General features: G+C 62.9%; 16 protein-coding genes, 1 tRNA gene and 2 pseudogenes. 13 read left to right on the forward strand and 6 right to left on the reverse strand.

Annotated features, from left to right (window positions below; translation table 11 throughout):
- Positions 1 to 56: 56 nt before the first annotated feature.
- A complete protein-coding gene (gene tsaD, locus HDG39_RS30670; RefSeq protein WP_184011452.1) occupies positions 57 to 1,085 on the reverse strand; it encodes a tRNA (adenosine(37)-N6)-threonylcarbamoyltransferase complex transferase subunit TsaD in 1,029 nt (342 codons plus the stop codon).
- A 145-nt stretch (positions 1,086 to 1,230) separates the two neighbouring features.
- Here tsaD and HDG39_RS30675 point away from each other — a divergent pair, with 145 nt between their 5' ends.
- From HDG39_RS30675 to HDG39_RS30710, 8 genes are all read left to right on the forward strand, one after another.
- On the forward strand, positions 1,231 to 2,466 hold the full coding sequence (locus HDG39_RS30675; protein ID WP_184011454.1) for a BaiN/RdsA family NAD(P)/FAD-dependent oxidoreductase: 1,236 nt from the start codon (positions 1,231 to 1,233) through the stop codon (positions 2,464 to 2,466).
- A gap of 49 nt (positions 2,467 to 2,515) precedes the next feature.
- Positions 2,516 to 2,728, forward strand: coding sequence for a 30S ribosomal protein S21 (gene rpsU / locus HDG39_RS30680; protein ID WP_018424196.1), 213 nt, complete (start codon positions 2,516 to 2,518; stop codon positions 2,726 to 2,728).
- Positions 2,729 to 2,968: 240 nt separating this feature from the next.
- Entirely contained in the window at positions 2,969 to 3,415 is a 447-nt protein-coding gene (locus HDG39_RS30685; RefSeq protein WP_184011456.1) for a GatB/YqeY domain-containing protein, read from the forward strand.
- Between the two features lie 117 nt (positions 3,416 to 3,532).
- Positions 3,533 to 5,413, forward strand: a complete 1,881-nt coding sequence (gene dnaG / locus HDG39_RS30690; protein ID WP_184011458.1) for a DNA primase — start codon at positions 3,533 to 3,535, stop codon at positions 5,411 to 5,413.
- Positions 5,414 to 5,504: 91 nt separating this feature from the next.
- Positions 5,505 to 7,895: an RNA polymerase sigma factor RpoD gene (gene rpoD / locus HDG39_RS30695; protein WP_184011459.1), complete on the forward strand. Its 2,391-nt coding sequence runs from the start codon at positions 5,505 to 5,507 to the stop codon at positions 7,893 to 7,895.
- Positions 7,896 to 8,048: 153 nt separating this feature from the next.
- Positions 8,049 to 8,136 (forward strand) — tRNA-Ile (locus HDG39_RS30700).
- 462 nt (positions 8,137 to 8,598) lie between these two features.
- Positions 8,599 to 8,775 (forward strand): hypothetical protein, encoded by a 177-nt coding sequence (locus tag HDG39_RS30705; protein WP_184011461.1) that lies wholly within the window; start codon positions 8,599 to 8,601, stop codon positions 8,773 to 8,775.
- 895 nt (positions 8,776 to 9,670) lie between these two features.
- Positions 9,671 to 10,819 carry a porin gene (locus HDG39_RS30710; RefSeq protein WP_184011463.1) on the forward strand — a complete coding sequence of 383 codons (1,149 nt, stop codon included), beginning with the start codon at positions 9,671 to 9,673 and terminating at the stop codon, positions 10,817 to 10,819.
- Between the two features lie 153 nt (positions 10,820 to 10,972).
- Here HDG39_RS30710 and HDG39_RS30715 read toward each other — a convergent pair.
- Positions 10,973 to 12,076 (reverse strand): annotated as a pseudogene (locus HDG39_RS30715) (porin); the annotation flags it as partial.
- Between the two features lie 246 nt (positions 12,077 to 12,322).
- On the opposite strand from HDG39_RS30715, the gene HDG39_RS30720 reads away from it, so the two are divergent.
- Positions 12,323 to 12,679 (forward strand): transposase, encoded by a 357-nt coding sequence (locus HDG39_RS30720; RefSeq protein WP_184011465.1) that lies wholly within the window; start codon positions 12,323 to 12,325, stop codon positions 12,677 to 12,679.
- A gap of 18 nt (positions 12,680 to 12,697) precedes the next feature.
- Here HDG39_RS30720 and HDG39_RS30725 read toward each other — a convergent pair.
- A pseudogene (locus tag HDG39_RS30725) lies at positions 12,698 to 13,077 on the reverse strand (helix-turn-helix domain-containing protein); the annotation flags it as partial.
- 147 nt (positions 13,078 to 13,224) lie between these two features.
- Here HDG39_RS30725 and HDG39_RS30730 point away from each other — a divergent pair.
- Complete coding sequence (locus HDG39_RS30730; RefSeq protein ID WP_184011467.1) at positions 13,225 to 14,859, forward strand: acyl-CoA synthetase; 1,635 nt, start codon at positions 13,225 to 13,227, stop codon at positions 14,857 to 14,859.
- A gap of 81 nt (positions 14,860 to 14,940) precedes the next feature.
- On the opposite strand, the gene HDG39_RS30735 is transcribed toward HDG39_RS30730, so the two are convergent.
- Positions 14,941 to 15,579, reverse strand: coding sequence for a LysE family translocator (locus HDG39_RS30735; protein WP_184011469.1), 639 nt, complete (start codon positions 15,577 to 15,579; stop codon positions 14,941 to 14,943).
- Positions 15,580 to 16,054: 475 nt separating this feature from the next.
- On the opposite strand from HDG39_RS30735, the gene HDG39_RS30740 reads away from it, so the two are divergent.
- A complete protein-coding gene (locus HDG39_RS30740; protein WP_184011471.1) occupies positions 16,055 to 16,321 on the forward strand; it encodes an H-NS family nucleoid-associated regulatory protein in 267 nt (88 codons plus the stop codon).
- A gap of 96 nt (positions 16,322 to 16,417) precedes the next feature.
- Here the strand turns inward: HDG39_RS30740 and pcaG are convergent, their stop codons facing one another.
- Both pcaG and pcaH read right to left on the reverse strand, forming a co-directional pair.
- Positions 16,418 to 17,005, reverse strand: coding sequence for a protocatechuate 3,4-dioxygenase subunit alpha (gene pcaG, locus HDG39_RS30745; protein ID WP_184011473.1), 588 nt, complete (start codon positions 17,003 to 17,005; stop codon positions 16,418 to 16,420).
- Positions 17,006 to 17,008: 3 nt separating this feature from the next.
- On the reverse strand, positions 17,009 to 17,713 hold the full coding sequence (pcaH, locus tag HDG39_RS30750) for a protocatechuate 3,4-dioxygenase subunit beta (RefSeq protein ID WP_090808441.1): 705 nt from the start codon (positions 17,711 to 17,713) through the stop codon (positions 17,009 to 17,011).
- 111 nt (positions 17,714 to 17,824) lie between these two features.
- Here pcaH and pcaQ point away from each other — a divergent pair, with 111 nt between their 5' ends.
- Together pcaQ and HDG39_RS30760 are read left to right on the forward strand one after the other, a co-directional pair.
- Positions 17,825 to 18,847, forward strand: a complete 1,023-nt coding sequence (gene pcaQ, locus HDG39_RS30755) for a pca operon transcription factor PcaQ (RefSeq protein WP_184011476.1) — start codon at positions 17,825 to 17,827, stop codon at positions 18,845 to 18,847.
- A 270-nt stretch (positions 18,848 to 19,117) separates the two neighbouring features.
- Positions 19,118 to 20,245: a 4-hydroxyphenylpyruvate dioxygenase family protein gene (locus HDG39_RS30760; RefSeq protein ID WP_184011478.1), complete on the forward strand. Its 1,128-nt coding sequence runs from the start codon at positions 19,118 to 19,120 to the stop codon at positions 20,243 to 20,245.
- Positions 20,246 to 20,280 lie beyond the last annotated feature (35 nt).

Here is a 20,280-nt window from a genome sequence, read left to right on the forward strand (position 1 = left end):
CATTGAAGCAAAAAAGCCGCTTGTAAAGCGGCTTTTTGTCCTCTTGGGGCGGCGGTTCAGTGCGCGAGCGACGTCAGATCCCAACGCGGCTTCACGGTGAACGCGTACTCGTGGCCGGCCTGTTCGGGCCAGCGTTGCAAACGCAGCGCGCCGGCCAGCGCGATCATCGCCCCGTTGTCCGTGCACAGCGACAGGTCCGGGTAGTGGACATAGAAATTGCGCTTCTGCGCGGCGGCCGACAGCGCTTCGCGCAACTGCCGGTTCGCGCCGACGCCGCCCGCCACCACCAGCCGGTTCAGCTTCGTGCGCTTGAGCGCCGCTAGAGATTTCGCGGCCAGCACTTCGACGGCGGCATCGACGAAACCGCGCGCGAGGTCGGCCTTGGCCTGCTCGCAGATGTTCGCGCCGCCCAGCCGGTTCGCGTGTGTGAGCACGGCGGTCTTCAGGCCGCTGAAGCTGAAATCGAGGTCGCCGGAATGCAGCATCGGGCGCGGCAGCACGACTGCGCCGGGTGTGCCGAACTCGGCCATGCGCGAGACTTCGGGGCCGCCCGGATAGCCGAGGCCCAGCAGCTTGGCGGTTTTGTCGAAGGCTTCGCCGGCGGCGTCGTCGAGCGTCTCGCCGAGCGTCTCGTAGAAGCCGACGTCCGTCACGCGCATCAACTGCGTGTGGCCGCCCGAGACCAGCAGCGCGACGAACGGGAACGGCGGCGGCTCGTCGACGAGCAGCGGCGACAGCAGATGCCCTTCGAGATGGTGAATGCCCACGGTCGGCTTGTTCCACGCCATCGCCAGCGAATTGGCGACGCTCGCGCCGACCAGCAGCGCGCCCGCGAGCCCGGGCCCTTGCGTGTAAGCGATCGCGTCGATGTCGCCGCGCGCGACGCCGGCGCGCTGCATCACCTCTTCGAGCAGCGGCAGCGCGCGGCGGATATGGTCGCGCGATGCAAGCTCCGGCACGACGCCGCCGTACTCCCGATGCATCGCAATCTGCGAATGCAGCGCGTGCGCGAGCAGGCCGCGCTCCGTGTCGTAGAGCGCGAGACCGGTTTCGTCGCAGGAGCTTTCGATGCCGAGAACGAGCATGATGAATCGCTTGAGACGGCCGCGCGCGACGCGCGTCCGAAAGTAGAAGGTAATCCTGAAAGTATACCAGCGCGGACAGGCAGCCGCAGGCGGCCGGCAGAGCACGGGCATGGATGCGCGGGCCCGGCAGGTACAATGCGGCCCCATGGAATCCTTCGATATCGCGGTGATCGGCGCGGGCGCGGCCGGCATGATGTGCGCGGCCGTGGCCGGTCAACTCGGCCGGCGTGTGGCGCTGATCGACCACTCGCAGCGTCTCGCGGAAAAAATCCGTATTTCCGGCGGTGGTCGCTGCAACTTCACGAATCTGTATGCGGGGCCGGCCAATTATCTGTCGGCGAATCCGCATTTTTGCCGCTCGGCGCTCGCGCGCTATACGCCGCGCGATTTCATGGCGTTGCTGAAGCAGCATCGCGTGACATGGCATGAGAAGCACAAGGGCCAGCTGTTCTGCGATCAGTCGAGCGACGCGGTCATCGACGTGCTGAAGAACGAGTGCGACGCCGGTGGGGTTGCATGGCGCACGCCGCTGTCGGTCGAAGAGGTGCGCCAGGACGCCGAAGGACAGTTCCTGCTCGGCGCGACGACGGGCACGATCGCCGCCCGTGCGCTCGTGATCGCGACGGGCGGTCTGTCGATCCCAAAGATCGGCGCGACCGATTTCGCGTACCGGATCGCCAGGCAGTTCGGCCACAAGTTGATCGACACGCGTCCCGCGCTGGTTCCGCTGACCTTCGCTCCGGCCGACTGGGAGCCGTTCGCGGCGCTATCGGGCGTGTCGCTTGAAGTACAGCTGTCGACTGGCAATACGAAGACCGGCGCCGAATTCACCGAAGATCTGCTGCTCACGCACCGCGGCCTGTCGGGCCCAGGCGTGCTGCAGATATCGAGCTACTGGCAGCCCGGCGAGCCGATTCACATCAATCTGCTGCCGGAGCGCGACGCCGCGACCGCGCTCATCGACGCGAAAAACGGCACGAAGCGGCAGATCGCCAATCTGCTATCGGAATGGGTGCCGCAGCGGCTCGCGCATGTCTGGCTCGACACTCACCAGGTGGCCGCCGAGGCTCGCGTCGCCGATCTGCCGGACAAGGCGCTGCGCCGCATCGGTGAGGCTCTGTCGCGCTGGAACCTCACGCCGAACGGCACCGAGGGTTATCGCAAGGCCGAAGTGACTCGCGGTGGGGTCGATACGCGCGGTTTGTCATCGACCACGATGATGAGCGCGCGGGTGCCGGGCCTCTACTTCATCGGCGAGGCGGTCGACGTGACCGGTTGGCTCGGCGGCTACAACTTTCAGTGGGCGTGGGCGTCGGGTGTCGCGGCGGGCGAGGCGGCAGCCGAATATGCCCGGGGGCTTGACGGCGCAATGGCTTTGTGAGAAAGCTCTGCTATACTCCTGAACCTTTACAAAGTTCCGTTATTGAAAAATGACGACCATCCGCGTAAAAGACAATGAGCCGTTCGAAGTCGCCATGCGCCGTTTCAAGCGCACCATGGAGAAAAACGGCTTACTGACGGAACTTCGCGCTCGCGAGTTTTACGAGAAACCCACAGCCGAACGCAAGCGCAAGAAAGCGGCGGCAGTGAAGCGTCATTTCAAGCGTCTGCGTGGCCAGATGCTGCCAAGGAAGCTCTACTGATTCTGGCGTTGCCGCGCTCCGCTTCGCACGAGGCGCGGCAGCATCCAAGCCGATGGCGGCACGTCAGGTGCCATCACGGGAAACCCGGCCCATCGGGCCAACCGGCAGGGTCGCATCCACTACGCATATTGCCCAACCCGCTTGAGGAAGAAGTCCCAAGCGGGTTTTTGTGCTGATGCGGCGGTATCGCCGCCGTCGACCGGCCGGTTTTTCAACTTTTCAACGCAATTCAGGTGAGTGATGAGTCTCAAGGACCGGATCAACGACGATATGAAAGCTGCCATGCGGGCGCGCGAGACCGAACGTCTCGGGACGATCCGCCTGCTGCTCGCCGCGATCAAGCAGCGTGAAGTCGATGAGCGGGTCACGCTCGACGACGCCGCCATAACCTCCGTCGTCGACAAGATGATCAAGCAGCGCAAGGATTCGATCAGCCAGTTCGAGGCCGCAGGACGTACGGATCTTGCGGACAAGGAAAAGGCCGAGTTGGCCATTCTTTCCGCGTACATGCCTGAGCAGATGTCCGAAGCGGAAATCGTTGCCGAGGTGCGGGCGGCAGTCGCGCAAACCGGCGCTGCCGGCCCGCAGGACATGGGCAAGGTGATGGGCGTGCTGAAGCCGAAGCTGGCCGGCCGCGCCGACATGACGGCCGTCTCCGCACAGGTCAAGGCCGCGCTCGCTAAGTAACTCTGTCGATTTGTCCGGGTCGCGCGCCTCCTGAAGGCGAGGCGCGGGATCCGGTCGCGGTGTCGAGCCCGGGCTCCGGGCTTGGATTTTGAAGCTTTCCAGGCAGCGTCATTTACTGTGATCCCACCGTCATTCCTGCAGGACCTGCTCAACCGCGTCGATATCGTCGACGTGGTCGGCCGGTATGTGCAGCTGAAAAAGGGCGGCGCGAACTTCATGGGGCTGTGCCCGTTTCACAACGAGAAGAGCCCCTCGTTTACGGTTAGTCCGACTAAACAGTTTTATCACTGCTTCGGCTGCGGTGCGCATGGCACGGCCATCGGTTTCCTGATGGAACACGTGGGTGCGTCGTTTCCCGAAGCGGTCAACGAGCTCGCGCAATCGGTGGGTCTCACCGTGCCGAACGAGCCTTCTTCCGGATATGGCGGCGGCGGTGGTGGCGGAGCTGGCAGCGGCTACGCGCCGGCGGCATCGAAGGCCGTGACAACCGCGCTGTCCGATCTCATGCAGACCGCCTGCGACTACTACCGTAAGCAACTGCGCGGTGCGCCCGGTGCGATCCAATATTTGAAGAAGCGCGGCCTGACCGGCGAAGTCGCCGCGCGCTTCGGTCTCGGCTATGCGCCGGACGGGTGGCAAAACCTCGAGGCGGCGTTTCCGAACTATCGCGACGACGCCCTGGTCGAAGCGGGTCTCGTGATCGTCAGCGAAAAGTCGGACGCGCAGGGTCAGAACCGCCGCTACGACCGCTTTCGCGAGCGGATCATGTTCCCGATCCGCAATGTCAAAGGGCAGGTGATCGGCTTCGGCGGCCGCGTGCTCGACAGCGGCGAGCCAAAATATTTGAATTCACCGGAAACGCCGCTATTTAACAAGGGCAGCGAGCTGTACGGGCTGTTCGAGGCGCGTCTTGCGATTCGAGAGCAACATTACGTGCTGGTCGTCGAAGGTTATATGGACGTGGTCGCGCTGGCCCAATTGGGCTTCCAGAACGCGGTCGCGACCCTCGGCACCGCTTGCACGCCGATTCATGTGCAGAAACTGATGCGCCAGACCGATACGGTCATCTTCAGTTTCGACGGCGACGCGGCCGGCCGGCGCGCCGCGCGTCGCGCGCTCGATGCGTGCCTGCCGCATGCCGCCGACAACCGGACGATCCGTTTCCTGTTCCTGCCCAGCGAGCATGATCCCGACAGCTACGTGCGCGAGTTCGGCACCGAGGCTTTCGCCGAGCAGGTCGAACGGGCGATGCCGTTGTCGCAGTTCATGCTCAATGAGGTGTTGACCGGCAAGGAGCTCGATCAGCCCGAAGGCAAGGCCCGCGCGCTGTTCGACGCGAAACCGCTGCTGCAGGCGTTGCCGGCCAATGCGCTGCGCGCGCAGATCATGCATATGTTCGCAGACCGGCTCGATGTGCCGTTCAGCGAAGTCGCGGCGCTTTGCGAAGTCGACGCGCGGATCGCGGCCGCGGCGCGCGAGGCGCCGGCCCGCAAGGACCGGCGCAGCGTGACCGGCATCGAGGAAAAGACGCTGCGCAATCTGGTGATGTATCCGCGCACGGTCGCGATGCTCGACGAAGAGGCCGAAGAGGCGCTGCTCACCGTGACCCGGCACGGCGAACTGTTCGCGGAAGTGACGACGCACGCGCGAGCCCTCGGCGATTCGGCAGCGTTCCAGTTGTTGTCCGATCTCTTGCGAAATGGCGCGAACGCCCCAACTTTCGAGGAAATCTTTCGCAAAATTCTAGACTATGATGAAAACGTCCGGGATTTGCTGCTGAAAGACCCGCAGGACGCGGCCGTCATCGAGGAACGGCGCGAGCAGGAACGAATTGTCGGCGAGGAGCTGAAAGCCGCGATTTTGAAGATGCGATACGACGCTTATTGCGATCGTCTCGAACAGCTTTCGCGACAGTCGCGGCATACGCCGGAAGAGTTTGCCGAGTTTTCGGAGCTCAACCGGAAGCGGGCCGACATGAAGCGTCAACTCGGGCTGTAGCGGAGAGGCCGAAACCTCGGGTGGTATAATCAAAAGTTTCTAGCGGTTTGTTTTTTCAAGGGTTTTCCTAGCAAAGGCGAAAGGCGATGCGATGGCAAAGACGACAGGCGGAAATCAGACAACGGGCTCACGCGCTAAAGAGCGCACCGGAAAAGTTACCGAAGCCAAGCTGACTACAACCGCCAGAAGAACGTCTGCTGCCAGCGTTGCACCGGCTGCCGGGAAGAAGTCGTCGACCACTGCGGCCGCGCAGGCCGCACCGGTTCGGGCGGCGAAAGCTGTAGCACCGCCGGCTGCCAAGCGGGCGGGTGTCAGAAGCGCAAGGGAAGCGGCTGCCGTTCAGGACGATGCGGTAGCGCGCGTGACTTCAGTATCCACGGTTCAACCGGCTGTTGTCCAACAGCCGGGGATCGAGACTACAGCCGGTACGGCGAACTCCATGACGAAAAAGCTGAATGAAGTACCCGTCGATGACGATGCAACCCAGACCGAAGAAACCGCTGCCGCCGCACCGGGCAAGACGGAGAAGGTCAAGGCTCGCGACCGCCGTGCAAAGGAAAAAGCGCTGCTGAAGGATGCGTTCGCGTCGTCGCAGCCTGGCACGGTGGAGGAACTCGAGGAGCGTCGCTCCAAGCTGCGCGCGCTGATCAAGCTCGGCAAGGAGCGCGGCTTCCTCACGTACGCTGAAATCAACGATCACCTGCCGGACAACTTCACCGAGACCGAGGCGATCGAAGGCATCATCAGCACGTTCAACGACATGGGCGTCGCGGTCTACGAACAGGCCCCGGACGCTGAAACGCTGCTGCTCAACGACAACGCGCCCGCAGCTTCGTCCGACGACGAAGTCGAAGAGGAAGCCGAAGTCGCGCTGTCCACCGTTGACTCCGAATTTGGCCGCACCACCGATCCCGTGCGTATGTATATGCGCGAAATGGGCACGGTCGAGCTGCTTACGCGTGAAGGCGAAATCGAAATCGCGAAGCGCATCGAAGACGGCCTGAAGCACATGGTGATGGCCATCTCCGCGTGCCCGACCACGATCGCCGACATTCTCGCGATGGCCGAGCGCGTCGCCAACGACGAAGCGCGCATCGACGAACTCGTCGACGGTCTGATCGACGCCGACGCGGAAGACGCCGACGGCTTCTCCGCGCAGGAGGCGGAAGCGATCGAGAACGAAGACGAGGAAGCCGAGGAAGAGGACGAAGAGGACGAGGAAGAAGACGATGGCGCGGCGCAAGCCACCGCCAACGCCGCGCAGCTCGAAGCGCTGCGGCGCGCGTCGCTCGAAAGATTCGCGTCGATCAGCGAATGGTTCGACAAGATGCGTCGCGCATTCGAGAAGGAAGGCTACAAGTCCAAGTCGTATCTGAAGGCGCAGGAAACCATCCAGAACGAGCTGATGACGATCCGCTTCACCGCGCGTACCGTCGAGCGTCTGTGCGACACGCTGCGCGCGCAGGTGGATGAAGTGCGTCAGGTCGAGCGTCAGATCCTGCATACGGTCGTCGACAAGTGCGGCATGCCGCGTGCGGAATTCATCGCGCGTTTCCCGGGCAGCGAGACGGACCTCGAATGGGCCGGCAAGATCGTCGCCGAAGGTCACGCGTATAGCGCGATCCTCACGCGCAACATTCCGGCGATCCGCGAACAGCAGCAACGTCTGCTCGATCTGCAGGCGCGCGTGGTGCTGCCGCTGAAGGACCTGAAGGAAACCAACCGTCAGATGGCGGCTGGCGAACTGAAGGCGCGCCAGGCGAAACGCGAGATGACCGAGGCCAACCTGCGTCTCGTGATCTCCATCGCGAAGAAGTACACGAACCGCGGTCTGCAGTTCCTCGACCTGATTCAGGAAGGCAACATCGGCCTGATGAAGGCGGTGGACAAGTTCGAATACCGTCGTGGCTACAAGTTCTCCACGTATGCGACGTGGTGGATCCGCCAGGCCATTACGCGTTCGATCGCCGACCAGGCGCGCACGATCCGGATTCCGGTTCACATGATCGAAACGATCAACAAGATGAACCGCATCTCGCGTCAGATCCTGCAGGAAACCGGTCTCGAGCCGGATCCGGCGACGCTCGCCGAGAAGATGGAAATGCCGGAAGACAAGATCCGCAAGATCATGAAGATCGCGAAGGAGCCGATCTCGATGGAAACGCCGATCGGCGACGACGACGATTCTCATCTGGGCGACTTCATCGAAGATACGAACACGGTCGCCCCGGCGGATGCGGCGTTGCACGCGAGTATGCGCGACGTCGTGAAGGACGTGCTCGATTCGCTGACGCCCCGCGAAGCGAAGGTGTTGCGCATGCGTTTCGGTATCGAGATGAGCACGGATCACACGCTCGAAGAAGTCGGTAAACAGTTCGACGTGACGCGTGAGCGGATTCGCCAGATCGAGGCGAAGGCGCTGCGCAAGCTGCGTCATCCGAGCCGTTCGGACAAGCTGAAGTCATTCCTCGAAGGGAATTGACGGCGACGGCCGCGGTTGGCCGCAAATGATGCGATCAAAGGGGCCTCCCGGTCGTTTCGCCGAAGCGAAGCGGTTGCGGAGGCTCCTTTTTCGTGTAGTATGTCGGCCAATCGACGAAACGGGCCCGGCCTTCACGACCGGGTCTTTTTTCTTGGGCTGGACGCCGTGTTGGTTGCAGGCAGTGGACTCATAATCCACCTCCGAAAGGACATCGTGGGTTCGAATCCCACCCGGCCCACCAAAGTATCGAAAAAAGGGTTCCGAATTCCGGAACCCTTTTTTGTTTTTTGGGCGGCCTTCGGCCGCCTGAGCTTGGCGACCCGGTGCCCAGCTTCAACCCCCCAGCCGCGTCGCTCGACGAAGCCAACGAGACCTGCCGCAGCGTCGCGTCGAGCGCTGACGCGGGTCGCATTCTGTTTCGCATGGCTATTCGGGCTGGAGCCGTGCCTCACAGCATCGTCCGATGAGGTGGCGAACTCGCGCCCGGAGCGTCACTGAGTTGTCGGGCGTTGCAAACTCCGTTTCGAGTCAGCGCAATTTCTACAGACGGCGTCGCTAAGCGAGTTGGGCCGCGCGGTGCTCGCACGTTCGGGCGGCTGAAAGCGGCGCCTGCCTCGCCGTTCATCGAGCGCCGCACGCGATCGCGGGAATAGCCGTTGCGCATCCAACGTAGGGAAACCTTCCCATTCACCTGGAGGCCGTCATGCAAACCGATCCAACCATCGATCCCGCCGCGCCTCCTAATCAGCCGCTCGAGGAACCCAACGGCGAGCCGCGTCCGTTGCCCGACACACCTCCGGACACCGACCCGCTCGCGCCGGGCTCCTCGCCCGAGGACGAGGACGAGGAGGCGCTTAAGCGCGCTCCGCGCAAACCATAAGCGGTGATCACGCGTAATCAGGGAAAATCCGTGTAAAAACGGGCGCCACCCCGCCGTTAATTGAATGCGGAAGGCTTGTTGACGCACGCCGCCCCCTTTCAGCGCGGGCCTTGTCACGCGACGGCCGGGGTCGCAATTCAACTCCGCGTAACGCCCGTGCTGAAGGCTTTTTCGAATCGCGCGCGCATCTTATAGAGACGTGACAGTGGGTGCTCTCTAAAGCGAGCAATTAGAAGACCGCCGCAATGGCAGTGTCTCAATAGTGAATGCTGATTCGACGCGGCGGGCCCGGACCGTTGCGCTGCCCGGGGGCGGCGGCGATTGCTTGCGTCGATCAATAAAGATTGGGTGAATAAGTCGCCTTGGTGAGCCGACGAGTTAATCGCCCCGCCGGAAACCATTAATTGGCGTATACGCGAGGAGGACTGCATTAACTCTATTAAGTTCCGGCGCTCCGAAAATAAATCTCAAGCGACGCGGAAACCGTCTCTTCAACCATTCGATTACAAAAAATATCGGCCGGTCTTTTCGTCAATTTGCTCCGACCCGATTACGTCACGCGTATTAAAGTACTGTTGCAAACGCACAACTTAGGATATTGACGCGTTGCAAATTCGTTTTGGCCGGAGCTGGCGATCCCGCACCTAGATCTTGCAATAAACGATGGAAAAACAAGAAGTTATACCCATCGGCACCAACATTGTTGCGAATTTCGAAAAATCCTGTTGCGTGAATTACCTGCGTCGGTACCAGGGTGTCCCCCTACACTCACGCTTCGCTTCAAGGGTGCCCGGTCGATCCCCACGGTTCGGCCAAGCGGGCGGCGGCAAATGCGATGCATCGGCTGCTGAAGCAGGTCCTGCTCCCCGTATAAATTTTTCGAATTGGAGTTCCCATGAAAAAGAGTCTCATCGTCGTTGCGGCTGCCGCATCGTTCGCTTCGGTCGCTGCTCACGCACAAAGCAGCGTGACCCTGTACGGTCTGCTCGACGCAGGTCTGACGTACACCAGCAACGTTGCCCACAACTCCAAGTGGGCAGCAGGTAGCGGCGGTATCAACCAGAGCATGTTCGGCCTGCGTGGTTCGGAAGATCTGGGCGGCGGTCTGAAGGCAATCTTCACGTTGGAAAGCGGCTTCAACATCAACAACGGCAAGTTCGCTAACAACAACGGCATGTTCAACCGTCAGGCCTTCGTCGGTCTGTCGAGCTCGCAATTCGGTACGGTCACGCTGGGTCGCCAGTACGACGCAGCGCAGGACTACCTCGCACCGCTGACCGCGACGGGCAGCTGGGGCGGCACGTACTTCGCGCACCCGTTCAACAACGACAACCTGAACACCAACGGTGGTCTGTCGGTCAACAACTCGGTCAAGTACTCGAGCGCTAACTACGCTGGCTTCACGTTCGGCGGCACGTACGGCTTCTCGAACCAGGCTGGTGGCTTCGCAAACAACCGTCAGTACAGCTTGGGCGCCGCATACCAGTGGCAAGGCCTGCACCTCGGTGCTGCCTACGCTCAGCAAAACAACCCGGCTGCTAACGCAAGCGGCGCATCGGACGGCGTTCTGGCGAACACCGCGGGCGTGCTGCAAGGCGACTTCCGTCAGCGTCAGTTCGGCGCAGGCGCTTCGTACGGCTTCGGCCCGGCGCTGGTTGGCGTGGCATGGACGCAATCGCGCGTCGACAACCTGGTTGGTGCAGCTCCTGGTCAGCGTCAAGGCCACACCAACAACTACGAAATCAACGGCAAGTACAACGTGACCCCGGCTATGGCTCTCGGCGTCGCGTACACGTTCACCGACGCGCGCGGCTACGGCATCAACGCCGACGGTAACGACATGAAGACCCGTTACCACCAGATCGGCCTGCAGGCTGACTACTCGCTGTCGCGTCGCACCGACGTCTACGCTCAGGCTGTGTACCAGCACGCAATGGGTGACGGCGGCGTGGCTTCGATCTACAGCGGCGACAACACGGTTCCGACCGCGTCGTCGTCCAAGAACCAGACGGCTGCTACGGTCGGTCTGCGTCACCGCTTCTAAGCTTCAGCAGAAGCTGCCTGTAGTACAGAAAGGTGCCGTTCGCGGCACCTTTTTTTATGCGCGCGGCAGACCGGTGAGCCGGTTTCCGTATGCGAGGCGAAAAAAACGGGCGTCCCTGGGGACGCCCGTTTTGCCATGACGACGTGAAACGATTTAGAAGATTGTCAGCAAACCGAGCGCAACGCCGGTCTGGTTGTCGCGGCCCGGCAGTTCGACCGACGCCGCGCCCGACACCTTGTCGAAATCGACGGTGCCGTACACCTCGGTGCGCTTCGACAGCGCGTACTCGGCCAGTGCGACGAACGTGTAACGCTAGCCACTGCCGAGCTGACCAGCGCCGATCGCCGCGTTCGACATGTGGTGGTCGTACGCGGCGCCCGTCAGCGTCAGCGCGCGCGTGGCCTGCCACGTGACGCCGGCGAACGGTCCGTTGTCGATGCGGCCCGAGCCCTTGACGATATCGACGCCCGGCACGAGCGTCTGCTGCGCGAGCGCGCTGTCGACGAAGCCGGTGTCGTCCTTCGAATGCAGATAGCCGACGTACAGCTTCGTCGAGCTGAACGCATAGACCGCGTTCGCGTCGAAGATGGTCTGCTTGTGATTGCTGTTGTCGCTGTTCTGCTGCACGCCGGCCGCGACCGATAGCGGACCCGCCACGTACGACAGCGTGAAGCCGTACATGTTGCCCGCGCCGAGATGGCCCGGCACCTGGCCCGAGAAGCCGCCGCCGGTCGATTCCGAGTTCGTGCCGAATGAGTAGATCGCGGCCACCGTCAGGCCTTTGAACGCGCCTGTGTACTTGATCGCGTTATCGGCGTATAGCCCCGCGCCGAGCGCGCCAGGCAGCCACGAGTTCTCGTTGTAGTTGCCGACCGTGAGCGGGTCGTAGGTGTCGCCGAGCAGGTCGAACAGCGGCGTCTTCTGGCGACCGAGTGTCAGCGTGCCGTACGGGCTGCTGACGCCGACGTACGCGTTGCGGTTGAAAATGCGCTGGCTATCCGAGGCCGAGCCGTCCTGCAGGTTGATGCCGCTTTCCAGATCGAAGATCGCCTTGAGACCGCCGCCGAGCTCTTCCGAGCCGCGCAGACCCCAGCGGCTGTTGGTGATCGCGCCGTTCGTCATGTAGAGACGATCGTCGTTTTTGGCGTTCGAGTTCGTCAGATAGCGTACGCTGACGTCGGCGACGCCATACAGCGTGATCGAGCTTTGTGCCGAAGCTTGTTCGGACGTCGCGGCAAGGGCGGCGCTGCCGACGAGCGCGGCGGACGCGGCGCGCGCCGAGTGGGGCGGCGCCGGGCGCGCCGATGATAGATCACCGTCCGCGCAGCACCATCAGCGCTTTCGCGCAATAACCTATTGCAATTTTCGACAATTGCACCACCATTCTTGGTGACAAAAGTTGACTTTCTCCCAGGCACGCTTCGAGTAGTCTCGAACGAATTGACGTATCGACACGACTTTCGGAGCGACGCCAACACGCGTTTTACGCGTGCGCTTTCCCGCATGAATAGTCCATCTTCCGAATCCATCGCGACCTCGCCAGTCGTTCAGGAGCTGACCGACGAGCAATGGCAGCGGGTCGCGCCGCTGTTACCTGAAACCTTGCATGATGACGGCCCGCGCCGTGGTCGTCCGCCGATCGAAATTCGCCACGTGCTCAATAGCGTGATGTGGGTGCTGCACACGCGCGCGCCGTGGAGCGCAATGCCCGAGCACTACGTCCCGTACCAGACCGCGCATCGCTACTATCTGCGCTGGAAAAAAACGGGCGTGTTGAGCGCGATCATGTTCGCGCTGTTCAAGACCGACGACGCTCTCGAAACGCGCGCGACGCGCAAGAGCGGCGTGCGCGCCGGGTAGGGAGCGTCAGTCGCGTCGCTAGATCTGTTCCCGCCCGTACGCAGCCAGCCGCTCGAGATCGAGCACCTCGATCCGGTTATACGACAGTCGCAAAATCCCCAGCTTCCCGAGGTTCTGCAGCGCCTGATTGATGCGCTGCCGCGACGCTCCCGCGAGCAGACCCACTTCTTCCTGTGAAATCGCCAGTGTGCGACCTGTGTCCGGATACAGATCCGGATTGAAAAGCTACGCGAGCGATTGCGCGACGCGCGCGGCGGCACGCCCGATAGCGTGCAGCTGCGGCCCGACGCGTAGCAGATAGCGAGCTTGATGAGCCCCGAGTGCACGCCGAACCAATAGTCGGACAGTTGCTGGCGACGGGCGATCCACGCACCGCCTTCAAAGTGCTCGGCGTGAGCCAGGTCAAGGCGGGGCGTCAGTGGTGGCACTCTGTCATTTGAATCACAGACAGTTGATGACGACAATTGCTAGGCTAGGCCCTGGTTCATTCATAGAACACGATCACAACAATCGGCGGCGCGGCTCGCGCCTCAGGAGACGAAGCAATGACACAGCACATGTTCGACGAAGGCCTCGGGCAGCGCGAGGCCAATTATGTCCCGTTGACGCCGATCGATTTCCTCGTGCGCGCAGCGCAAGTGTATGGCGAGCGGCTCGCGATCGTCCATGGGGAGATCCGCCGCAACTGGCGCGAGACCTATGAGCGTGCGCGGCGGCTCGCGAGCGCGCTGCACGAGGCCGGCATCGGCCGCGGCGACACGGTCGCCGCGCTGCTGCCGAACATCCCGCCGATGGTCGAGGCGCACTTCGGCGTGCCGATGGCCGGCGCCGTGCTGAATACACTGAACACGCGGCTCGACGTCGCGACGCTGCTGTTCATGCTGCGCCACGGTGAGGCGAAGGCGCTGATCGTCGACACCGAATACGGCGAGTTCGCGCATCGCGCGGCGCTAGAATTCCCGGAGCTCCGCGTGATCAGCGTGGCCGACGCGCAGCCCGCCGACGCTGCGCAGTTCATTCGCGCGACGGACTACGAGCAGTTCCTGCAAACCGGCGACCCTTCCTTCGAGTGGACTCCGCCCGCCGACGAATGGGACGCGATCGCGCTGAACTACACGTCGGGCACGACCGGTGACCCGAAGGGCGTCGTATACCATCACCGTGGCGCATATCTGAACGCGCTGAGCAACATCCTCGAATGGGACATGCCGAAGCACGCGGTCTATCTGTGGACGTTGCCGCTGTTCCACTGCAACGGCTGGTGCTTTCCTTGGACGGTGGCCGCCCGCGCGGGCGTCAACGTCTGTCTGCGCAAGTTCGACGCGAAGATCGTGTTCGAGTTGATTCGCCGCGAACACATCACGCACTACTGCGGAGCGCCGATCGTACAGAGTTCGCTCGTCAATGCGCCGGCCGAATGGCGCGGGGGCATCACGCATCGCGTGTCGACGATGGTCGCGGGCGCCGCGCCGCCGCCCGCGGTGATCGCGAAGATGAAGCAGATCGGCTTCGATCTGACGCACGTGTACGGGCTCACCGAAACCTACGGGCCGGCGGCCGTCTGCGCGAAGCAGGACGAATGGGACGCGCTCGACGATCAAATCCGCGCCGACCTGACCGCGCGCCAGGGCGTGCGTTATCACCTGCAGGCGGCGGTCGCGGTGCTCGATGCGGACACGCTCGCGCCGGTGCCGGACGACGGCGAAACGATCGGCGAGATCATGTTTCGCGGCAACATCTGCATGAAGGGCTATCTGAAGAACGAGCGCGCGACCGAAGCTGCTTTCAAAGGCGGCTGGTTCCATACCGGCGATCTCGGCGTGCGCACGGCCGACGGCTATATCCGCATCCGCGACCGCAGCAAGGACATTATCATTTCGGGCGGAGAGAACATTTCGAGCATCGAGGTCGAGGACACGCTGTACCGGCATCCTGCGGTGTCGGTGGCGGCGGTGGTCGCGATGGCCGATCCGAAGTGGGGCGAGGTGCCGTGCGCGTTCATCGAGTTGAAGGAAGGCGCGCAGGTGACCGAGGAGGAAATCATCGCGCACTGCCGACTGTTTCTGGCCGGCTACAAGTTGCCGAAGGCGGTGCGCTTTGGCGAGTTGCCCAAGACGTCGACGGGGAAGATCCAGAAGTTCGAGTTGCGCGCGCGGATCAAGGCGGAGGCGAAAGGGTAACGCGTCGCGATTACCGCTGATTCAGGGCGGCGCGAGTGGCGCGCATCGAGTCACGACGGTGCGCGCCGCTTCGTGTTGCCGTCAAATTCCCATCTTGTGCGCGTTAAAAATCAGCCGCAGGCCCAGCGCGGTCACCGCGCTCGCGGCGATGCGATCGATCCACGCCTTCCAGCGCAGATAGATTTCGCGCGGCCGTTGGCTCGAAAAGCACAGTGCGACGATCGTGTACCAGCCCGCCTCGATCGCGAAGATCGCCGGCGGCAGCGCGAAATAGCACCACACCGGCGGATGCTGCGGCAGCAGCGCAGCGAAGATGCTGCCGTAATAGACAGCCGTTTTCGGATTGCTGAGCTGCGTGCTCAGGCCGATCCAGAACGACTTGCGCGGATTGCCGCCGCTGCCGGTTTGCGTTTCGCTGAATGCGAGCGGCTTCGCGGCGCCGCGCCAGATTTTCGACGCCAGATAGACCAGGTAGACGCCGCCGGTCACTTTCAGCCCGACGTAGAGCCATTCGACCGTCGCGAGCAGCGTATAGAGCCCGAGCAGCGCGATGCCGCTAAAAAACACACCGCCGATGCCCATGCCGAGCGCTGTCGCGAGACCGTCGCCGCGCGACAGACCGATCGCATTGCGTGCGACGATGACGAAGCTGGGCCCCGGACTCATCGCGCCCAATAGCAGCGCGGCGAGGATCGTGAGGATGGCGGTCGAGGCGGGCATGGTGATGTCTCCTGATGTCGGGCCGATGACAGAAGTTCTAGCGAATACCGGGTCTCGCATTGTCCGCCAACTGCGCGGAGGAAGCCACGAATACCGAAAACTCGGAAGCCGTGCAATCAGTGCAATTAGAAAGAGTTCTTTGCTGCGGCAAAAATACATCGAATGCTAGAATGACTTTTCATACGCGGAAGCTCCCTTGTGACGACGAGGCGACGCACGACGCGAAACACGGGCGCAATTCGAGCCACGCCGATCTTTCGAGTAGCCGATTCGCTTGATTCCAGCACTTCAACTCAGGCGCTTTAATTCAGGATCTGACAGGCATCACTTGCAAATGCGGGTTTTCACGCATTTGCATGGATCGCGTGAATTCGTCGAATTGCTTCCATTCAAATTGAATTACGCACGAGCCTCGTGTTGTTATGCGAGTTGCCCGTTTGTCTAATGCCAGCAAGAGCTGCGACACCAATACGTTATGAAAGAACGAGAAGGACAACAACGACTGTTCGAACGCGACGAGAACCTGCGCGAGCGCATGATCGCGTGGATCCGCCGACGCATGGACGACCACGGCATCACACTCGAAGCGCTGGCAGAATCGCTCGAGGCCGATGCGAACGCCGTGGCCGCAGTGCTGTATCGCGACGCGTTCGGTAACAAGTGGGACGGTCGCGGCGATAAACCGGCGTGGCTCGCGCGCGCGATTCACGCCGGACAAAGCATCGATCATTTCCGCTGCTGAGCGCGCGCAGGCGCACCGCGAAACGGCCGCGCGAAAAAAAGCCCGCGCAAGGCGGGCTCGATCTTTACTGCTCGCAGTCTCGCGACGGATCGCGCATCACAGGTCGAAAAACACGGTTTCCTGCTCGCCCTGCATGTGGATGTCGAAGCGATACACGTTGGCCGTACTGGCAACGCGGCGCGCGATCAGCGTATTACGGCGCTCGGCCGGCACCGACGCCAGCACGGCGTCCTGCTCGTTCGCCTGCGCTTCGTCCTCGAAATAGATGCGCGTGAACGTGTGCAGCAGCATGCCGCGCATCGTCAGGATTACGTCGATGTGCGGGGCTTCGTCGGGATTCGCGCGGCCCGGCTTCACCGTCTCGACGATGAAGCGCTTGTGCGGATCCGTGCCCGTACCGACGCGCGCAAAGCCGTGAAAGCCGGTCTTCAAAATTTCTTCGCGCGATTCCGGATAGTGGCCGTTCGAGTCGACTTGCGACATCTCGATCATCGCGTCGCCGATCACCTTGCCGTCGCCGTCGAACACCTGACCGACGATCGTGATGTGCTCGCCGGCCGCTTCCATGTCGGCCAGCACGTTCGTGAACAGGCTCTTGAAGTCGAAATCGTATTGCTGCGGGCAAAGACCGTAGGCGAAGTACGGACCAACGGTTTGCGAAGGCGTTTGCTTGAGGGTCGTCATGGCTTAGCGCTCCATCGGGGTTTCGTTCGGGCCGCGCAGCACGATGTCGAAATCGTAGCCGAGCGCGTAGGCCTCTTGCGTGGTGTCGAGCGAGAACTTCGAGACCATGCGCTCACGGGCGTGCTCGGGCGTGCCCTGGTAGATCGGGTCGAATGCGAGCAGCGGATCGCCGGGAAAGTACATCTGCGTGACGAGACGCGAGCCGAAGTGGTCGCCGAACAGCGAGAAATGGATGTGCTGCGGACGCCAGGCGTTCGGATGGTTGCCCCACGGATACGCGCCCGGCTTGATGGTCATGAAGCGGTAACGGCCTTCGTTGTCGGTGATGCAGCGGCCCGCGCCGAGGAAGTTCGGGTCGAGCGGCGCGTCGTGCTGGTCGGCCTTGTGCACATAGCGGCCGGCGGCGTTCGCTTGCCAGACTTCCACCAGCGTGTTGCGCACCGGGCGGCCGCCTTCGTCGAGCACGCGACCCGTCACGATGATGCGCTCGCCGAGCGGTTCGCCATTGCGCACCGCGTTGCGGGTCAGGTCGCTGTCGAGCGGGTCGAGGTCGTCGGTGCCGTAGACCGGCACGCGCTGGTCGCGCAGCCGCTCCTTCAGCGGAATCAGCGGACGCGACGGACCGCGTTTGACCGACGAACCGTACGGCGGATAGATGTACTCGGGATGGGACGCGAAATCTCGCGGCGAAAGAATTGAATCTTCCATGAGGTGTCTCCGTTGGAGGAATCGGGGGATGCGACGTTATGACTGGCACTTTATACAAAACGTGCGGTTATGAAAAATGACGTTTTTGCCCGTTTCGTATAACCTTCCGTTATGCAACGCAGTCTCGCGGATAGCCGCGTCAAATTTCGTCATCTCCAGTGCTTTCTGGCCGTCGCGCAGTTCGGCAGCGTCCAGCGGGCGGCGGACAGTTTGTCCATTACGCAGCCGGCGGTATCGAAGACGGTCGCCGAGCTGGAGACCATTCTCGGCGTGAAGCTGTTCGAGCGCGGCCGTCACGGCGCGGTGCCGACGCGCGAGGGGCAGCTTTTCATGCCGCACGCGAGCGCCTGCGTGAGCGCGCTGCGCCAGGGCGTCGATCTGCTTGCGCGGGCCGAGGGCGCGGCCGCCGCGACGCTCGAAGTCGGTGTGCTGCCCACTGTCGCCGCGGTGCTGGTACCGCCCGTGCTGAGACAGTTCGCGACGCAGTGGCCGCGCGTAATCGTGCGCCTCGCGACCGGCGCAAATCCGGAATTGCTCGAACGCCTGAAAGCGGGGTCGATCGAATTGGCGATCGGCCGCCTCGCGGACCCGGAGCGGATGGTCGGCCTGAGTTTCGAGCAACTGTTTACCGAGCCGCTGATCGCGGTCGTGCGCGCCGGGCATCCGCTGGCGCAAGGGAAGGCATTGCCCGCCACGTCGCTGGAGGAATTTCCGATCGTGCTGCCGCCGTTCGGCACGCTGATCCGCCAATCGGCCGAGAGCCTGCTCAGCGCGTGGGGCGTGCCGCCGTTGTCGGCGTTCGTCGAGGTGTTGTCGGTATCGACGGGGCGCGCGCTGACGCTCGAAAACGGCGCGGTGTGGTTCGTGCCGCAAAGCGCGGTCGAATACGAACTCACGCACGGCATGCTGGTGCGCTTGCCGCTGCCGTTTGCGGGCACCGGCGAGCCGGTGGGGCTGATTCGTCGCTCGGATACACAGCCGTCGGCGGTGGGACGCGCGTTCATCGAGGCGGTGCGCGAGGTCGCGCGGGGCAGAATGGCGGCGGTGTCGGGCAAGGATGCGGGCAAAGGCGTCGGTAAAACCGTCGGCAAAACGGCGCGCAAAGGCAGCCCAGAGGACGCGCCGCTCGACTGATGCGCCCGCCTGCCGCACGCATGCCCGCGAGCACCGGCGGCGTGCCGTTCGACATATGAACCAACCAGTACAAAAGGAAGCTTGCGAACGCCCCGCGACCCGGTGTAAAAACACGGTGCGAAAGCCGCCACAGGCCGTTGTTCCTGCGGCACGCCGCGTGCGCGCCACGAGCGAGCACGTACCACGCAGCCCCTCGCGAACGACCGGAACACTTCGCGCCGAACCCGGAAAGACCGGCCCCGCATCGAAAGACCGTACAAGGAGATTGCCATGCCCAGCGACTTGCCCACTCCAGAGGCCGCGCAGCGCGCCGTATTGGCGCCGGAGCACAATCCGCTCGGCACGGCGGGCCTCGAGTTCGTCGAGTTCGCCGCGCGCGATCCGCAGGCGCTCGGCGAGACCTTCACGCGGCTCGGCTTCAAGGCGATCGCGCGTCATATCAGCAAGGATGTGACGCTGTATCGCCAGGGCGAGATGAATTTCCTGATCAACGCGGAGCCCGATTCGTTCGCAGCACGCTACGCGGAAGAATACGGGGTCGGCATCTGCGCGATCGGGATTCGCGTCGCCGACGCACAGCGCGCGTTCGAACGCGCGGTGGAACTCGGCGCGTGGGCGTTCGAAGGCGAACGCCTCGGTGCCGGCGAACTGTTGATCCCGGCAATTCAAGGCATCGGCGATTCGCACATCTATTTCGTCGATCGTTGGCGCGGGCGAGGCGGTCAGCGCGGCGGCCTCGGCGATATCTCGATCTTCGACATCGACTTCCGGCCCATCGAAATCGACACGGCCGCAGCCGATCTGAATCACGCGGGCAGCGGCCTGATCGCGGTCGACCATCTGACGCAAACCGTTGGCGAAGGCCGCATGCAGGAGTGGATCGACTTCTATCGCGACCTGCTGAATTTCCGCGAGATTCACGAGCTGCACGCCAACTGGCACGTGTCGGCGGAATCGCGCGTGATGGTGTCGCCGTGCGGCGCGATCCGCGTGCCGCTATACGAGGAAGGCACGGGCCGGACCAACCTGATGCACGAGTATCTGCCCGATCATCCGGGCGAAGGCGTGCAGCACATCGCGCTCGCCACCGACGACATCCTCGCGTGCGTCGAGCGTCTGCTCGCGAACGGCGTCGAATTCGTCGAGCCGCCGCCGCGCTACTACGAGCAGCTCGATGCACGTTTGCCGGGACACGGGCTCGATGTCGAACGACTGCGGCGCACGCATGTGCTCGTAGATGGCGAGATCGGCGCGGACGGCGTGCCGCTGCTGTTTTTCCAGACCTTCGTGCGCCGCCGCGCCGGCGAGATTTTCTTCGAGATCGTGCAACGCCAGGGACATCATGGCTTCGGCGAAGGCAATCTCGCCGCATTGGCCCAGGCGCGCACCGGCAGCTGAACACTGCGCGTAGTCGCATGCGTGATTGGATCACT

This window comes from Paraburkholderia lebeckiae (assembly GCF_014201005.1).
Lineage (GTDB): Bacteria > Pseudomonadota > Gammaproteobacteria > Burkholderiales > Burkholderiaceae > Paraburkholderia > Paraburkholderia tuberum.

Excerpts from the sequence above, each read along its gene's own strand:
- tsaD (WP_184011452.1), bottom strand. The coding sequence starts at position 1,085 with ATGCTCGTTCTCGGCATCGAAAGCTCCTGCGACGAAACCGGTCTCGCG.
- HDG39_RS30675 (WP_184011454.1), top strand. The coding sequence starts at position 1,231 with ATGGAATCCTTCGATATCGCGGTGATCGGCGCGGGCGCGGCCGGCATG.
- rpsU (WP_018424196.1), top strand. The coding sequence starts at position 2,516 with ATGACGACCATCCGCGTAAAAGACAATGAGCCGTTCGAAGTCGCCATG.
- HDG39_RS30685 (WP_184011456.1), top strand. The coding sequence starts at position 2,969 with ATGAGTCTCAAGGACCGGATCAACGACGATATGAAAGCTGCCATGCGG.
- rpoD (WP_184011459.1), top strand. The coding sequence starts at position 5,505 with ATGGCAAAGACGACAGGCGGAAATCAGACAACGGGCTCACGCGCTAAA.
- HDG39_RS30705 (WP_184011461.1), top strand. The coding sequence starts at position 8,599 with ATGCAAACCGATCCAACCATCGATCCCGCCGCGCCTCCTAATCAGCCG.
- HDG39_RS30710 (WP_184011463.1), top strand. The coding sequence starts at position 9,671 with ATGAAAAAGAGTCTCATCGTCGTTGCGGCTGCCGCATCGTTCGCTTCG.
- HDG39_RS30720 (WP_184011465.1), top strand. The coding sequence starts at position 12,323 with ATGAATAGTCCATCTTCCGAATCCATCGCGACCTCGCCAGTCGTTCAG.
- HDG39_RS30730 (WP_184011467.1), top strand. The coding sequence starts at position 13,225 with ATGACACAGCACATGTTCGACGAAGGCCTCGGGCAGCGCGAGGCCAAT.
- HDG39_RS30735 (WP_184011469.1), bottom strand. The coding sequence starts at position 15,579 with ATGCCCGCCTCGACCGCCATCCTCACGATCCTCGCCGCGCTGCTATTG.
- HDG39_RS30740 (WP_184011471.1), top strand. The coding sequence starts at position 16,055 with ATGAAAGAACGAGAAGGACAACAACGACTGTTCGAACGCGACGAGAAC.
- pcaG (WP_184011473.1), bottom strand. The coding sequence starts at position 17,005 with ATGACGACCCTCAAGCAAACGCCTTCGCAAACCGTTGGTCCGTACTTC.
- pcaH (WP_090808441.1), bottom strand. The coding sequence starts at position 17,713 with ATGGAAGATTCAATTCTTTCGCCGCGAGATTTCGCGTCCCATCCCGAG.
- pcaQ (WP_184011476.1), top strand. The coding sequence starts at position 17,825 with ATGCAACGCAGTCTCGCGGATAGCCGCGTCAAATTTCGTCATCTCCAG.
- HDG39_RS30760 (WP_184011478.1), top strand. The coding sequence starts at position 19,118 with ATGCCCAGCGACTTGCCCACTCCAGAGGCCGCGCAGCGCGCCGTATTG.